General features: G+C 36.4%; 15 protein-coding genes. 6 read left to right on the top strand and 9 right to left on the bottom strand.

Going from position 1 to position 15,251, the window contains the following annotated elements; all coding sequences use genetic code 11:
* Positions 1–23: 23 nt before the first annotated feature.
* The 5 genes from ACJJVM_RS00660 to ACJJVM_RS00640 all read right to left on the bottom strand — a co-directional run bounded on the left by ACJJVM_RS00660 (position 24) and on the right by ACJJVM_RS00640 (position 5,927).
* Positions 24–527 carry a hypothetical protein gene (locus ACJJVM_RS00660; RefSeq protein WP_298351014.1) on the bottom strand — a complete coding sequence of 168 codons (504 nt, stop codon included), beginning with the start codon at positions 525–527 and terminating at the stop codon, positions 24–26.
* 242 nt (positions 528–769) lie between these two features.
* Complete coding sequence (locus ACJJVM_RS00655; protein WP_035324651.1) at positions 770–1,723, bottom strand: MoxR family ATPase; 954 nt, start codon at positions 1,721–1,723, stop codon at positions 770–772.
* 8 nt (positions 1,724–1,731) lie between these two features.
* Positions 1,732–3,162: a peptidylprolyl isomerase gene (locus ACJJVM_RS00650; protein WP_366880996.1), complete on the bottom strand. Its 1,431-nt coding sequence runs from the start codon at positions 3,160–3,162 to the stop codon at positions 1,732–1,734.
* The gene (locus ACJJVM_RS00645; RefSeq protein WP_405210434.1) at positions 3,146–4,006 is read right to left on the bottom strand and encodes a peptidyl-prolyl cis-trans isomerase; all 861 of its coding nucleotides are present in this window, start codon (positions 4,004–4,006) and stop codon (positions 3,146–3,148) included. Before ACJJVM_RS00645 ends, ACJJVM_RS00650 begins: the two co-directional genes overlap by 17 nt.
* Positions 3,996–5,927, bottom strand: a complete 1,932-nt coding sequence (locus tag ACJJVM_RS00640; protein WP_405210433.1) for a peptidylprolyl isomerase — start codon at positions 5,925–5,927, stop codon at positions 3,996–3,998. Before ACJJVM_RS00640 ends, ACJJVM_RS00645 begins: the two co-directional genes overlap by 11 nt.
* A 143-nt stretch (positions 5,928–6,070) precedes the next feature.
* Between ACJJVM_RS00640 and ACJJVM_RS00635 the strand changes: the two genes are divergently transcribed.
* Positions 6,071–6,304 (top strand): hypothetical protein, encoded by a 234-nt coding sequence (locus ACJJVM_RS00635; protein WP_298351025.1) that lies wholly within the window; start codon positions 6,071–6,073, stop codon positions 6,302–6,304.
* An 81-nt stretch (positions 6,305–6,385) separates the two neighbouring features.
* Positions 6,386–6,898: an OmpH family outer membrane protein gene (locus ACJJVM_RS00630; RefSeq protein ID WP_405210432.1), complete on the top strand. Its 513-nt coding sequence runs from the start codon at positions 6,386–6,388 to the stop codon at positions 6,896–6,898.
* A 60-nt stretch (positions 6,899–6,958) separates the two neighbouring features.
* Here the strand turns inward: ACJJVM_RS00630 and ACJJVM_RS00625 are convergent, their stop codons facing one another.
* The 3 genes from ACJJVM_RS00625 to glyA form a co-directional block, all read right to left on the bottom strand.
* The gene (locus ACJJVM_RS00625) at positions 6,959–7,345 is read right to left on the bottom strand and encodes a nucleoside triphosphate pyrophosphohydrolase family protein (protein WP_298351031.1); all 387 of its coding nucleotides are present in this window, start codon (positions 7,343–7,345) and stop codon (positions 6,959–6,961) included.
* A gap of 296 nt (positions 7,346–7,641) precedes the next feature.
* A complete protein-coding gene (locus tag ACJJVM_RS00620; protein WP_405210431.1) occupies positions 7,642–8,061 on the bottom strand; it encodes a hypothetical protein in 420 nt (139 codons plus the stop codon).
* A 106-nt stretch (positions 8,062–8,167) separates the two neighbouring features.
* On the bottom strand, positions 8,168–9,442 hold the full coding sequence (glyA, locus tag ACJJVM_RS00615) for a serine hydroxymethyltransferase (RefSeq protein ID WP_021779294.1): 1,275 nt from the start codon (positions 9,440–9,442) through the stop codon (positions 8,168–8,170).
* Between the two features lie 111 nt (positions 9,443–9,553).
* Between glyA and fahA the strand changes: the two genes are divergently transcribed.
* The 3 genes from fahA to ACJJVM_RS00600 all read left to right on the top strand — a co-directional run bounded on the left by fahA (position 9,554) and on the right by ACJJVM_RS00600 (position 12,500).
* Positions 9,554–10,846: a fumarylacetoacetase gene (gene fahA / locus ACJJVM_RS00610; protein ID WP_298351043.1), complete on the top strand. Its 1,293-nt coding sequence runs from the start codon at positions 9,554–9,556 to the stop codon at positions 10,844–10,846.
* A gap of 13 nt (positions 10,847–10,859) precedes the next feature.
* Positions 10,860–11,039, top strand: coding sequence for a hypothetical protein (locus tag ACJJVM_RS00605; RefSeq protein ID WP_298351047.1), 180 nt, complete (start codon positions 10,860–10,862; stop codon positions 11,037–11,039).
* A gap of 132 nt (positions 11,040–11,171) precedes the next feature.
* Positions 11,172–12,500: an MFS transporter gene (locus ACJJVM_RS00600; protein ID WP_405210430.1), complete on the top strand. Its 1,329-nt coding sequence runs from the start codon at positions 11,172–11,174 to the stop codon at positions 12,498–12,500.
* Positions 12,501–12,618: 118 nt separating this feature from the next.
* Here the strand turns inward: ACJJVM_RS00600 and ACJJVM_RS00595 are convergent, their stop codons facing one another.
* A complete protein-coding gene (locus ACJJVM_RS00595; RefSeq protein WP_405210429.1) occupies positions 12,619–14,622 on the bottom strand; it encodes a LamG domain-containing protein in 2,004 nt (667 codons plus the stop codon).
* 104 nt (positions 14,623–14,726) lie between these two features.
* Between ACJJVM_RS00595 and ACJJVM_RS00590 the strand changes: the two genes are divergently transcribed.
* On the top strand, positions 14,727–15,245 hold the full coding sequence (locus ACJJVM_RS00590; protein ID WP_298351057.1) for an RNA polymerase sigma factor: 519 nt from the start codon (positions 14,727–14,729) through the stop codon (positions 15,243–15,245).
* Positions 15,246–15,251 lie beyond the last annotated feature (6 nt).

Below are 15,251 nucleotides of genomic sequence, written 5' to 3'. Positions count from 1 at the left end.
TACGCTTTCGCGAAAACGTTGTATTAAAATGTACTTAATGCATAATTTCCATCAAAAGAGCCAGCTACTAGATCACCATCTGTGCGCTGAAATTCAAAAATGATGTGGATTTCTTTCTTATTTCTATCTACTGAAACAATTCTAAAAAAACCAGAAGAAACATTATCCTGATCAAGAATAAAGTCGCCGTCTGTCACTTCTCCTTGATTAAGATTACCATTTGCTACGGTAACAAAATTTGTGAGATCACCTCCTACATAATATGATCTTTCTAGCAAGTTATTCTCAGTAGTTTTAAATACAGCCACATCTACATCACTTGCAGATCCATCATCAGAGAGATTACTATTAGAAAGTATCACGTCTCCCTGTGGTGTTACATATACCATATCTGTAATGTAAGCAACGCTATTGTACTGAAATCCGTTCTCATTACCCAATGTATTATTAGGTACCGTTTCTTCTACTGAGCAAGAGGTAAAAGCTAGTAAACAACTTAAAGCTGTGTAGTATATATATTTCTTCATTATACTTATGATTTGGGGCATATAATTCAAATGTATAATAAACAGCCCAAATCATCGTTGAAAAACACAAATATTCGATGAAATACACAAATTTGTGTTTTTACTTAGGTATTGAAATACCTTAAATATGGCAGATATTGAGAAAAAAATTAGACAATACAAACCCACAATAAACATTGTACTGTTTATCAATCACTTGCTGTATATGAAGAATTAGGTAATAGCGCTTTCGCGAAAGCGTACTAAAAAAGATCTTTAATAATAGACTCTATAGTGAGTCCCTCTGCCTCTGCTTTATAGTTTTTAATCATTCTGTGCCTAAGGATACCGGTAGCTACGGCTTGCACATCTTCTATATCTGGAGAGAATTTACCATTTACAGCTGCGTGTGTCTTTGCTCCCAGTATTAAGTTTTGAGATGCACGTGGTCCCGCTCCCCAGTCTATGTAATCATTTACAATCTGAGCTGCCTTTTCTGTCTTAGGTCTTGTCTTGCTTACTAGATTTACTGCATACTCTATTACATTATCTGCAACAGGGATACGCCTCACTAGTTGCTGAAACTCTATAATCTGAGCTGCATTTAATAATGCACTTACTGTTGGCTTACTATCTGATGTGGTCGCTTTTACAACATCTACCTCTTCTTGAAAAGATGGGTAATCAAGATTAATAGAAAACATAAAGCGATCTAGCTGTGCCTCTGGCAGTGGGTAGGTACCCTCCTGCTCGATAGGGTTTTGAGTAGCTAGTACAAAATATGGTAATGACAAAGGATATCTCTGCCCGGCAACTGTAACCACACGCTCTTGCATTGCTTCTAGAAGGGCTGCTTGTGTCTTAGGTGGTGTACGGTTAATCTCATCTGCTAGAATAATATTAGAAAAGATAGGGCCTTTAATAAACTTAAACTGTCTAGACTCATCTAGTATCTCTGATCCTAATATATCACTAGGCATTAAATCTGGAGTAAACTGTATACGTTTAAAATCAAGACCTAAGGTAGTAGCAATAGTGTTTACCATTAATGTCTTTGCAAGCCCAGGAACACCTATTAATAAAGCGTGACCACCAGAAAAAATAGAGAGAAGAATCTCATCTATCACTTTTTCTTGACCTACTATTATTTTTGATATTTCTGTTTTGAGTAATCCGTGCTTTTGCACAAGATTCTTTATGGCTGCAACGTCAGACATCTATTTCTTTATTTTTTTAACCAGTTACTTACAAAATCACAATCACGGTTTTCTCCATTGATTTTGATATAAGTTTCTGCAATTTTTTCTTCTTGCCACTTCTCGATGGCTTTAATTTGCTTTTGGCGTAAGGCAAGCTCTTTAATCTTTATGTAATCATTTACATAGTCTGCCTTGTGCTCTTCAAGTCTATTGTTTACTGAGTACAAAAGATACTGCTTTTGCCCTGTTCTAGTTTGATCTGTAAAAACAAGTGATACCTCACCCTCCTCAAGGTCATCTATTTTTGAGTAAATGTCTGGATCTACTTTAGTAAGCTCAAAACGTCTGCTACCTGTTTGTGGTATTGTAAGCGTACCTCCATCATACTTAGTTTCTTCTTCATCTGAAAACTCCTTTGCAGCCTCTTCAAAAGTTAACTCACCGTCTATAATGCGCTTTCTTACGAGTTTCACAAGATCTTTTGCTTCTTCTTCTTGAGCTTCTTTAATTTCTGGTACAAGCAGTATGTGACGTATGTCCTTACGTTCTCCTCTTGTTTTTTCTACATAAACAATGTGAAAACCAAACTCTGTCTCAAAAGGCTCACTTATCTCTCCGTCTTGAAGACTAAAGGCAACGTCTCTAAACTCTTTTACAAGTGGTGTATTTCGGTCTATTACCATAAGTCCTCCTTCTGGTCTTGAACCTGGATCTTGGGTATATAGTACAGCTTTTGTAGCAAAGCTACTCCCGTTCTCAAGTATGTCACTACGGAAACCTTTAAGACGATCTATCACCTTCTGACGCTCTTCTTCTGAAGCTTTAGGCTCAATTACGATTCTTGATATTTCTAACTCTACTCCTACTGTAGGTACTTGATCTTCTGGAATACTCTCAAAGAATGTCTTAACCTCGTCTGGTGTAACATCTACCGTCTCAATGATTTTATCATTCATTAATTCTGATAAGATAATGTCTTTTCTAATTCCAAAAAGCTCGGCTCTTAAATCTGCCATATTATCTTTCTTGTAGAATTCTACAACCTTTTGTTCTGAACCTAACTGACTCGAAAAACGTTGTATAATTTGATCTACTTCTCCGTTTACTCTAGCATCTTGCACTATAAGACTATCTTGTACCGCTTGGTGTGCAAGTAATTTACTCTCAAGTAAATTACCCATTACTTGACAAGGTGTAACCTCTGAAGCTGCTTGCCCTTGGTTTTTTATATCTGAAAGAAATTTATTTATATCACTCTCAAGTATAAGGTACTCACCTACTACACCTGCTACTCCGTCTACCTTAAATTTATCATAAGATATTTTTACGGTATCCTTTTTTACTACTGCCACTTCTTCAACCTGTGTAGTTACAGGCTCTGATGTTACATCTGTAGTTTGTGCAAAACCTATTTGTATAGCAAAAAGTAGGACTAATATGTTAGTTGTAAATTTCAAATTTCTTGTTTTTAATAGCATCATCCTTAATCTCCTTTTCAAGCCTTTTTATAAGGGCTAACTTCCTTTTGTTATTAATAATCTGATTGATAGTAGGGCGCACATATTCTAATGGTGCGATATCATTGCGACCTAACGTATTTTTTACAGCGATCAAATATAATCCTAATGAATCTCGTAGCTGTATGAAATTGGTTTTTTTTAACAACTGTTTTGAATTTTCGTTGTTAATAATATTTATTTGGTTTATGACAACCCGCTCTTTTACCCATATAGAGTCGTTAAGAAAATGGTTTTTATATTGAAACTTAAGAGAGTCTAATATTTTTGCATCTTCATAATCTGAACTTCTAAATCGCTTTTTTAAATCGTTTAAGCCATTATAGTCCTCTTCTACTTGTATGAACTTAAACTGCAACAAGGGCTCATTGAGCAAGAAATTCTGTTTATTGTCTTCATAAAAGGTCGTAGCTTCTACATCTGAAACAACACTGTCAAGCTGCTTATTAATAAGTGCATCTTTATAGTAACGTATGTATAAATCCTTTCTGTAATTTGCCACTAGCGCTTCAAATTCTTCTTGGTCATCTTTGGGTAAATTGCGCATTGCTCCATCAAGCAACAACTGGTCTGTCGCCCAATTATTTATGTAGTTTTGCACAAAAGATGCACTATCTGTAATTGTATTTGATGATAGAATATCTTTTAATGTTTCTTCTGTAAGTGTATGGTCATTTACTCTAGCAATGACAGTCTCTTCTTCAGTTTTCTGAAAATAGCTACAACTAGATATGAGTATAGCAACACAGCTATATAGTAAGACCGTTATATATCTACTCATCATATCTTTTTTCAAGGTTGTTTAAGATTGTTGTATTAACATTGATCTCACTATTTTTTCTCAATTCTTTCACAAAATTAGTCTCTAAGTACTTTTGATAATCACTCATTACTGCCCCTCGCGACTCTGCCAGTGTATTTAACTTTGCTTCATCTATACTCAAAACCTCGTACAAGATATAATTGTCTCCTTCTGTTATTACGTTTTTTACACCAAGATTATTATCTCCCGAAAATGGGAGGTTTTCTTCAACAATCTCTCTGTTAGAAACAATTAAGGGTGATTTATATTTCACTTTAAGTGCCTCTATAATTATCTCACTTTTTTCTCCCTTAAGTAGACGCTTTCTATACGTGGTTGCTATTTCCTTCTGTTTTGTAGTAAATACTCGTGTGTTATATACTTTAGGAGTTTTATAGTTTTGTGCATTTGCATTATAAAAAGCTCTTAACCCAACAGAGTCCTTTTGCGCTTTCTTCCAAATCTGGCTTTCTAAAAGATCAAATAGCAACAATCCTTCTTTATATTCATTAATAAGAGACCTAAATCCAGGATTTTCTTCTTCTAAATGTGCTAGATGATATGTTTTAAGCGCGTCATTTATAAAATTTGCCACCTCATTTTCTACAAAATATGAACGTGATGTATAGTTTTTTCGCTTAAGCTTGTTATCAATCACCTTTGCTATATCACTGTATAAAAAAGTCTCGTCACCTATGGTAAAGGCTGTTCTTGTTAATGCGCTCTTATCTGTAAATAATTGTTCCTCTCTGTTATACACTTCTGGCAAGACACTTGTAAAGTATTCTACAATTGCTACCTCTTCTGTTACATTATATTTCTTACGTAGTTTTTCATATAAAGCCTCAGATAAAACACGTGCTCTGGCATCTCTTGTAACCTTTTGTGTTAAGGAAGCTTCTATCTCTTCAAATGCCTGTAGTGGATTTTTCTTTACTAACTTAAGGATATGCCAGCCAAACTTTGTTTTAAAAGGCTCTGAAATTTCTCCTATGCTTTTGAGATTAAAAGCTGTCTTTTCAAAAACATCACTACTAAGTTGTCCTTTTTCAAACGCATTGATCACACCGCCTTTCTTTGCGGTATTCTTATCATCACTGTAATTGAGAGCTAGCGTTTCAAAATCTGCTCCAGAATCTAGAAGTTCTTTTACTTTAATAATCTTAGCCGCTGGTGAGACTGTACTATCCTTTTGATTTAAAGAAACCATAATGTGTGCTACCTGTACAGTTCCTTGTGATATTCTTGTCGCTGTAGGTTGTACAATGTGATAACCAAAATTTGTTCTAAAAGGCATTGAGACTTCCTGTATCGGTGTACTGTACGCAGCATTTTCAAATGGATAAACCATTTTAAAAGCCTTAAACCAACCTAGGTCTCCACCATTTTGCTTTGCAGATGGATCTTCACTATAAATACGGGCAATCTTATTAAAATCCTCCCCTTTAATGATACGGTCACGAGCAGCTATAAGTTTATTATAGGCTACGAGAGTGTCTTTAGGCAATGCATCTGGACGAAGTCGTATAAGTATATGTCGAGCACGAAGCTCATTTTTACTCCTAAAGTATGCCTCTTTTACAAGATCATCTGTTACTTGCACATCATTAAGGTAATTCTTTGCTAGTTGTAACCTATATGATGCAATCTCTTTTTGATAAGCCTGTTTCTTATCAAGCCCTTGCTTATATGCCTCTTGCACTTTGAGCTTATAATCTATAAAGAGATCAAGATACTGTTTTGGAGAGTTATGTTCTACCTCCTTAATAAGTGATAAGTTTTTCTCGTAAACACGTATAAATTCTTCTGTACTTACTTCTTCATCATTTACTTTAAGTAGCACTTTTTCTTGCCCCGTTAAAGCAAAAGAGAATAAAAAACATACTATAAAAAGATAACGCATATAAGGGTTTAGATAATTGCAAAAATAGGCATAATCAACTACTGTGCAATACCAACGGTTTTAAGTAATCTTTAGTACATATATACCCTTGAGTAAGAAGCATATTATATATTTTTGGCATAAGAATATTAAGATCATCACCATTGGAAAGACTTAAACTTATATGGGACTTTAGAGGTCCAGACGCAGAGAAGATTGCTCTTCACCACGAGATACACTTAAAGGAGTATGCAAGTGCAAAAGAACTAGCCACCCCTATTACAGGAGTAGAAAAACAATCTGAAGACTTTGCACTTGCTTACCTTGTAGTAGACAAAGAAGCAATGAAACCAGTGAGAGACGACTTAAAACCTCACAGAGGACAGCTCTTTACTTAAAAAAGCGCCCTTGGCACAGATATTGTCTTCAATCACATATATTTGCACGCGCAAATGATAAACCTTAACAAAACACATACAATGAAAAAACTCGTACTCGCAATGTTAGTCGTGCTATTTACAGCAACAGCTTTTGCACAAAGTAAAGTAGGAACTGTAGATGCAGATTTTATCCTCACAAAAATGCCAGAGCTTACTGCTGCAAATGAAGAAGTAAAAAAATACAATCTTGATCTTGAGTCTCAAATGAAGGTAAAGATTGAAGATTATGAAGCAAAAGTAAAACTATACCAAGCGGGACAAGCAGGCTTTACAGACGAAGAAAGAAAAACTAAGCAAGGAGAAATCATTTCATTAGAAGATGATATTTCAAAATTTCGTCAGAACGGAGCACAGCTTTTACAACTTAAGCAATCTGAAGTAGTACAACCACTTTATAAAAAAATAGGTGAAGTTGTAACTACAGTGGCAAAAGAGCAAGGCTTCTCACACATCCTTACTATAGGTAACAATAATAACTTTGCATATGCAGATCCTGCATCAGACATCACAATGGCTGTACTTGCAAAAATGGGTATCAAAGTAGAGGAGTAAAAACCTTACTACTATATAAAAAAAGCCGCTTTCTTAAGAGAGCGGCTTTTTTTATAGTTTTTACTTGTTAAGTATACTTGCAATGTCTGGCTTAAAATAGTTAGGCCCTTTAAGTACTTTACCATCCTCTCTATAGATAGGCTTTCCATCTTCACCCAACTTACTCATATTAGAACGTTGTATCTCATTAAAAACCTCCTCTATCTTATCTTGCATACCGTGTTCTATAATAGTCCCACATAAAATATACAGCATATCCCCTAGCGCATCTGCCACTTCTACGAGATCTCCATTATTTGCTGCTTCTAGATACTCTTCATTTTCTTCCTTCATCAAGTTATAACGTAACTCATTTTTGGCTTTAGAGAGTTGAGCTGTAGGCGTAGCCTTTCTATCCAGCCCATAAGTATCGTGAAAAAGGGTTACAGCTGCTATTTTATTTTTCATAAGTTAAATTTGTTTTATTACGCTTTCGCGAAAGCGTACTCATACGTATTTTTACACTTCTAAAATACTCCAAATGTTTAGCACTGGTCAGGTTATATTCGTACTTTTTTTTGTGATTGCTTTCATAACACTCATTATATGGAGCTATCGCAAAGATCTTAAGCTACATAAAAAGCAATACAAAGGAAGTAAATGGGTATTGCTAGGTTTTATAGGGTTTGTAGTGCTTCTGTTTTTGATTAAACTGGTTTTAAAACCTTAATCAGGATAGATACTCACAAGTCTAAAATAGGGCACTACCCTATATTTATGGGGCTTTCTAACTTTCTTAATAAGAGCTCGTTTAATTTTTGCAAATCATCTGGGTGAATTCCTTTTGCATCAAAAGTGATGTACTCGCCATTGGTTTTAGTTACTATAAGAGAGCTTTCTGTAAGATCTGTACTAGCGATGTGGTCAAAATATATGCGTTTACCATTCCACGAGTTGAGACGTATCATTATTACATTTTTAGTAACCTGTACATCATTCTTATAGATAAAAAATCGAAAAAAATATATCACCTGTAGTAAGAAGCCAGCCGCAGCAATCTTCTTATTTATACCAGGATTTTCAAATTCATAAAACTCAAAGGTGCCTGCGACTATACATACCAGAGAAAGTACTAGTAGTGTTACCCAGAACCAATTATTCTTGTTAAAATGTATATGTTTCATAAATCTTAATCTCTTACGGTAGGTGTACGCTTTTAAGCTTTTGTTACAAACAAACATAAAAAAAGCCAGCAATATAATTACTGGCTTTTACATAAATATGTGTTTACTATGCTTTAAACAATGGTCTGTGCCCCATCATCTCGTTCACACTTTTTGCAACGTTTTCTAGCACCTCATCATTATCGTGGTGCTGTATTGCCTTGTCTATAAAGTTTGCAATCTCGTGCATATCACCTTCTACAAGACCACGTGTAGTTACTGCTGCAGTACCTATACGTATACCAGAAGTTACAAATGGTGACTTATCATCAAATGGAACCATATTCTTGTTTACCGTAATGTCTGCCTTACCTAGCGCTTCTTCGGCAGCTTTACCTGTTACATCTTTATTGCGTAGGTCTATAAGCATCATATGGTTATCTGTACCTCCAGATATAATATCATACCCTTTAAGCACAAGTGCATCTGCTAGTGTAGTTGCATTTTTCTTAACCTGCACCATATAGTGTAAAAACTCATCTGTAAGTGCTTCTCCAAAGGCAATTGCCTTTGCTCCTATCACGTGCATTAATGGTCCTCCTTGGTTACCTGGGAAAATACCACTATCCAGTAGAGAAGACATCATACGTTTCTTTCCACTTTTAAGTGTGATTCCAAAAGGATTTTCAAAATCTTCACCCATAAGTATCATTCCACCGCGTGGCCCTCTTAGGGTTTTGTGCGTAGTAGTTGTTACTACATGACAGTGTGGTATAGGGTCTGCTATGATTCCTTTTGCAATAAGACCTGCTGGGTGAGCAACATCTGCAAGAAGGATGGCGCCTACTGAGTCTGCAATTTCGCGAAAGCGTTTATAATCAATCTCACGTGAGTATGCAGAGGCACCTGCTATGATCATTTTAGGCTGCTCTGCAGTTGCTATTTCTTGTATTTTATCGTAATTAAGTAATCCTGTTTCCTTATCTACTCCGTAAAAAACGGGGTTATACAAGCGACCAGAAAAGTTTACTGGCGACCCGTGTGTTAAGTGACCACCGTGAGCAAGGTCAAAACCTAAAAACTTATCTCCTGGTTTTAAACAAGCGTGAAAAACTGCCGTGTTTGCTTGAGAACCTGAGTGCGGCTGTACGTTTGCATAAGCTGCTCCAAAAAGCTCTTTTGCACGCTCTATAGCTAGTGTCTCAACCTCGTCTACTACTTCACAACCACCATAATAGCGCTTACCGGGATACCCCTCTGCATATTTATTAGTTAGTACAGATCCTGCGGCTTCCATTACCTGGTCACTCACAAAGTTTTCTGAAGCAATAAGCTCAAGGCCATTAAGTTGGCGTTCTTTTTCTTCTTGTATTAGGTCAAAAATGGCGGTATCTCGTTGCATATTTAAGATGTTTGTTAAAGTGATACAAAAATACTACAATCTCTTTTTAAGAATGCTATAAATCATATATTTGAGGAAGAGATTTACAAACAACTTATTAAAACATATAGAATGCCTCTATCTGCAAACGATCCTTCTAGAAAAACGTGGTTAGACACGTCTAAGAATACAGATTTTCCCATACAGAATATTCCTTTTGGGGTGTTCTTAACTCGTGATGATGTAATCACAATAGGTACACGCATAGGTGATTATGCAATAGATCTAGGTGCACTACACCAACTAGGATACTTTGAGGGCATACCTCTTACAGATGATATCTTTTTACAAGATACCCTTAATGACTTTATTGCAGATGGTCGCAAGACGTGGCGACTCGTACGTAATCGCATTTCTGAAATCTTTGAGGAGAGCAATGCTGCACTGCGTGACAATGCAAAAGATCGTGACGTGGTTATCTTTAAACTAGAAGAGGTAGAAATGCAACTACCAGTACAAATAGGTGATTACACAGATTTTTACTCAAGTATAGAGCACGCGACTAATGTGGGTACAATGTTCCGTGGAGAAGAAAACGCGCTTATGCCTAACTGGTTACACCTACCTGTCGCATATCACGGTCGTAGCTCTTCTGTAATACCATCTGGAATACCAGTACACAGACCAAAAGGACAAAAGCTACCTAACGGTGCGACAAACCCAATATTTGGCCCATCAAGACTTATAGATTTTGAACTTGAGATGGCTTTTATAACAACAGATGCAAATAATCTGGGAGAATCTATCTCTACAGAAGAAGCCGAAGAAAATATTTTTGGACTAGTGCTCTTTAATGACTGGAGTGCACGTGATATTCAAAAATGGGAATATGTGCCACTAGGACCGTTTCTTGCAAAAAACTTTGCTTCATCTATCTCACCTTGGATCGTCACACTAGATGCTCTTGAGCCTTTTAGAGTAGAAAGTCCAGCGCCTAAAAAAGAGCTTTTACCTTACCTTAAGTTTGAAGGTAAAAAGAGTTTTGATATTAACCTTGAGGTGGCATTACAGCCAGAAGGTATGAAGGAGACTACCGTGTGTAAGTCTAACTTTAAATATATGTACTGGAATATGAGCCAGCAACTTGCTCACCATACAGTAAATGGTTGCCCTGTAAATGCTGGAGATATGATGGGTAGTGGTACACTATCTGGATCTACACCAGACTCATATGGTTCTATGCTTGAGTTATCGTGGAGAGGTGAGAAACCTGTAAAACTTAAAGAAGGCGGTGACCGCAAGTTTATAGAAGATAATGACACGGTAATTATACGTGGTTACTCTAAGTCTAAGGATTACCCGCGCATAGGTTTTGGCGAAGTATCAACTAAGCTATTACCAGTTTTTGAGCCTAAGACAAAATAAGAATACCGAGTAAATGAAAACAATAGCCTTATACTTTGTAATGCTGCTAGCAGTCTCTTTTTATGCTAGTGCACTGCTACTAGCCTACTGGCTTCTATGGCTTATATTTGGCAAAATAGCCGCCGCAAGCATATTGCTTATCCTTATAGGTATAACGGTAGTGAGAGTACAATTAAAAAAAAGAAGATCGTAAGGTCTTCTTTTTTTTTACGCTTTCGCGAAAGCGTATACATAACGGTAACATATCATTCTACATAAACGCCTTGTAAAATAACGTATATTTAGGATCAGTATAAGAAACATACCTCCTACTTAGTCACACCATATGCTTACATCTACTTTTAATAAACTTTATGATTACCTCAATAATGAAAGTGAAGATCGTGTATGCAAGGGCATAACAGATGAGGCTTGCAATCACGTAGCTAGTAATTTTTTTACCATACTCTTTACTCACACTTTTACAAAACTAGGTGACACCCTGAGTAACCCAAAAACAGTACTCACTTGGTTAATGAATTATGTAAATGCTCCTGTGTTTCTTATAAGTCTTATTGTACCCATACGCGAGTCTGGCGCTCTTATCCCGCAGGTAGCAATCTCAAATTACGTAAAGAAAAAACCTATACGTAAATACATTTGGGTAGTAGGTTCTATAATACAAGGGGTAGCCATTGCTGCTATAGGTCTCGTCTCATTACACTTTGATAAAAAAGTGGCTGGCTGGTTAATCATAGTTTGTTTAATCATTTTTAGTTTAGCTCGTAGTCTTGCCTCAGTAAGTTCTAAAGATATTAAGGGTAAAACGATACCAAAAACTCGTAGAGGGAGACTAGGCGGTTATACCTCCTCCTTTTCTGGCATACTAGTACTTATATCTGGGCTGTATATAACCTACACTTCAAAAACAACAGAAAACATTCAGTTTTATACTAACCTAATTTTCTTTGCAGCCTCAATGTGGATTATTGCTTCTGTGATATATGCTTCTGTAAAAGAGTTTCCCACTCCTATTGAAAATGAGGCTGGCGAGCAAAACAGTATAGCAGATAATCTTAAACTATTAAAAGATGATAAACATCTACGAGATTTTGTTATAGCAAGATCTCTTTTGCTCTGCTCTGCACTCTCTGCACCGTTTTATGTTACTGTTGCTCAAAATAGTGTAAAAGACACCAGTTATTTACTAGGCTTACTTATTATATCAAATGGCCTTGCATCTATCGTGAGCTCTCCGTACTGGGGTAAACTGGCAGATAAGTCTAGTAAAAACACAATGGCATATGCCGTTACCATAGCATCGCTTTGTGGTTTAATCCTTTTTTTAATAATCACATTTGCTGGTGATTTTAAAACGCAACTCTGGCTATACCCTATTGCTTTCTTTGTTTTAGGAGTTGCTCATAGCGGTGTGCGTCAAGGGAGAAAAACCTACATTATAGATATGGCAAGTGGTAATGAGAGAACAAATTATGTCTCTGTAAGTAATACAATTATAGGTCTCATACTTCTAGTCACTGGTGGTCTAAGTGCTGTATTATCACTAGTCTCTGTTGAGAGTGTGATACTTGCTCTATCCATAATAGGACTTCTGGGAGCTGTAAAAAGCTATAGATTACCTAATGTAGAAAAAACCACAGGAGATACTAATTAAGAAATGCTCATAGTTACGCTTTCGCGAAAGCGTAATACTGTAAGAACCATCAAAAATAAAGGGCTATCTGAGAAGATAGCCCTTTATACAGCTCAATAACCTTAAAAATTGAGCTGCTCTATAGACAGGTGTAACAATCTCCTTCTAAAGCATAGAGTTGATTGATTTCAGTAGGATTTAAAGTACTGTTATAAACTCTAAGGTCATCTAGATGACCTTGAAAGCCCTGTCCAAGTGTGTATACATTAAGTGCTGTGTTGCCTATATCTAGCGTTGCATTTACTACCTCATTACGTAAAATACCATCCCTATAAAGCTTTACAGTGTTACCCTCATCTACGGTAACAACTAGGTGATGCCAGTCTGTATTATTCCAAGCAACGTCTGTCTCGTTTGCCCAGTCTTCATCCCATATGCTAAAGTTTCCAGATGAAAACAAAGGTGTGTTTAAGTCATATACTCCCAGCTGAAAACCTTCTCCAGTTGTGGTTCCTTTTTGAAAAAACACCTCGTAATCTCCTGCAATTTCATTCTGCATTTTAAACCATATACTTATAGAATATGCATTTCCCTGCACAAGCATATTTTCATCTGTCACTGGTATAGTAAAGTCGTCTTGTGAGAAAGCGATAGAACAGTGGTCGTTACCATCTCTATCTATCACGCACTCATTAAGAGCATTCTCATTGTAATAACCACTTATAAGCTCAAGTGGATACTCAGAAAGTGGCATATATATAATAGCATCTTCCAAGTATAATTGTGGATTATCACAACAATCTACCACAGTGAGGTCTAAGAATATAATTTTATATGTACTAGGATCACTAAGTAGACTTATACGTGACCAGATTACTATATCACCAGTAAACTCATACGTTTCTGGATTTGGAATAGCATTTATCTCTGCCATTGCATCTGCTTCAGAAATGTAGTAATCTACATTTACCTCTGTGGTATCACAACCTAAAAGAGCTGCTTCAAGATTTAGGCTGGCTTCATTTGTAGTACCATTATCACAAACACCCAGTATGGAACTTGTAAAACAGTCAAGTGGCTCATTAAAACAGTTACGTTCAAAAACGAGTGTGTCATCACCTCGCTGCATTAATAATGTGGTGGTGCTGCACTCCGTAACTATCCAGTCGCCTTGTAATTCTTGACTAAGCACCGAAATACTCGGAAAAGAGAGTACACCTCCTTGATCAGACTGTGAGGTAGACCAGGTAGACTCAACAAATGTATTTACATCATAAAAGAACATATAACCATTATCTACACTAAAGAAAAAGGTATAATTACTTAACGTATTTTCCTCATTATATGATGTGATTTGCCAGTAACAGCTTGTGAGATATTGATCTATTTGCTCTTGTGGGCAGCCTTGTTGTGTCTCGAAGTCTATGCCATCATCTTCATCACAACTTGAGATAGCAGTAGCAAGTGCCTCTTCTAGTTCATTATAATCTACTATTTCTGTACTTGTACTGTCGTGGTTAATAAGAGTGATGGGAAACGTAAGTCCTATCACCGTACTTGTGCCTATGTATGTACTTATAAACTCAAGTATCTCTGCGTCACTCGTAACGGTAACAGTCGTTGCTACTTGAAACTCTGGGTCAAACGTATTAAACGTGATTGGGTAATCAAAGTCTACACATTCTATATCTATATCTGCAATACTAGGATCACTACAAGTTGCTACAAGCGCATCCATTTCATCTTGTGAGCTAGCAGTAACCACCTCGTGGTTCATTAAAATTACATCTACTGGATAGTTTATCGTAATAGAATCTGCGGGGTTTTCATAATGATACTCCTCTACCGTAATAAGATCTTCTTCATTTTCTACTGTAAACGTAGATGGTCCTAATTCTATAGTCATAGGCAGTACCATCTCGAGACAGCTCGCTCTGTCTATGATATTATCTACAGAGCCATCATTAAGTGCTACGTTATTAATATACTGTAGTAACTGTGCGCTCGCATTTGCCTCGTCTATAACGTCAACAAAGTCTTCATCTTGAGATAAGTCATCTTGACAACTAGAGGTACCTAAAAGCACTCCTAGTAAAAGAAGGCTTGTAGTTATAAAATGCAAAGACAGTTTTTTAGTACTCATAATTTGGTAATCGATTCTATGATTACAATTATAGAACATCTAGATTTAAAAAACTCCTACCTAACCGCAGTAATTATGTACGTTTATTTAATATTGCACTATTAATGAGCACAAAAAACACAGAAGGCGTATGTAAGGAAACTGTTTATAACAGAGTCTTTATGGCGCATTCTAAAAACCTCTTTAATTTTCTATATTACAAATACGGGAGCCTCTACAGTCCTGAAGATAAGGTGCAAGAAGCATTTGTGAAGTTATGGGAAAATTGCTCAAAAGTACCTGAAGAAAAAGCAAAAAGCTACCTCTTTACCATTGCAAATAATCTCACGTTAAATGCCTATGCGCATCAAAAGGTTGTTTTAAAGTTTCAGAAAACAAAACCTCAAAATTATACAAATGAGTCGCCAGAGTTTGTGCTTGAAGAACAAGAATACAATGCAAGATTACAAGCGGCCATTGCAAAACTAAGTGAGGCGCAACGCAGCGCATTTCTATTAAACAGAATAGAAGGTAAAAAACATAAAGAAATAGCAGAGATGCTAGGCATCTCAAAAAAGGCTGTAGAAAAGCGCATCTACGGGGCGCTGGCAAAGCTTAAAAAAGAAATTACAGAACTTAAGTAGGACTTT

Source organism: Dokdonia sp. Asnod2-E02, from assembly GCF_045063915.1.
Taxonomy (GTDB): domain Bacteria; phylum Bacteroidota; class Bacteroidia; order Flavobacteriales; family Flavobacteriaceae; genus Dokdonia.
The sequence above is the reverse complement of the archived record's forward strand: the minus strand, read 5'-3'. Positions and strand labels throughout refer to the sequence as shown.

Excerpts from the sequence above, each read along its gene's own strand:
- ACJJVM_RS00640 (WP_405210433.1), bottom strand. The coding sequence starts at position 5,927 with ATGCGTTATCTTTTTATAGTATGTTTTTTATTCTCTTTTGCTTTAACG.
- ACJJVM_RS00600 (WP_405210430.1), top strand. The coding sequence starts at position 11,172 with ATGCTTACATCTACTTTTAATAAACTTTATGATTACCTCAATAATGAA.
- ACJJVM_RS00605 (WP_298351047.1), top strand. The coding sequence starts at position 10,860 with ATGAAAACAATAGCCTTATACTTTGTAATGCTGCTAGCAGTCTCTTTT.
- ACJJVM_RS00630 (WP_405210432.1), top strand. The coding sequence starts at position 6,386 with ATGAAAAAACTCGTACTCGCAATGTTAGTCGTGCTATTTACAGCAACA.
- ACJJVM_RS00620 (WP_405210431.1), bottom strand. The coding sequence starts at position 8,061 with ATGAAACATATACATTTTAACAAGAATAATTGGTTCTGGGTAACACTA.
- ACJJVM_RS00660 (WP_298351014.1), bottom strand. The coding sequence starts at position 527 with ATGAAGAAATATATATACTACACAGCTTTAAGTTGTTTACTAGCTTTT.
- ACJJVM_RS00595 (WP_405210429.1), bottom strand. The coding sequence starts at position 14,622 with ATGAGTACTAAAAAACTGTCTTTGCATTTTATAACTACAAGCCTTCTT.
- ACJJVM_RS00645 (WP_405210434.1), bottom strand. The coding sequence starts at position 4,006 with ATGATGAGTAGATATATAACGGTCTTACTATATAGCTGTGTTGCTATA.
- ACJJVM_RS00655 (WP_035324651.1), bottom strand. The coding sequence starts at position 1,723 with ATGTCTGACGTTGCAGCCATAAAGAATCTTGTGCAAAAGCACGGATTA.
- ACJJVM_RS00590 (WP_298351057.1), top strand. The coding sequence starts at position 14,727 with ATGAGCACAAAAAACACAGAAGGCGTATGTAAGGAAACTGTTTATAAC.
- fahA (WP_298351043.1), top strand. The coding sequence starts at position 9,554 with ATGCCTCTATCTGCAAACGATCCTTCTAGAAAAACGTGGTTAGACACG.
- ACJJVM_RS00625 (WP_298351031.1), bottom strand. The coding sequence starts at position 7,345 with ATGAAAAATAAAATAGCAGCTGTAACCCTTTTTCACGATACTTATGGG.
- glyA (WP_021779294.1), bottom strand. The coding sequence starts at position 9,442 with ATGCAACGAGATACCGCCATTTTTGACCTAATACAAGAAGAAAAAGAA.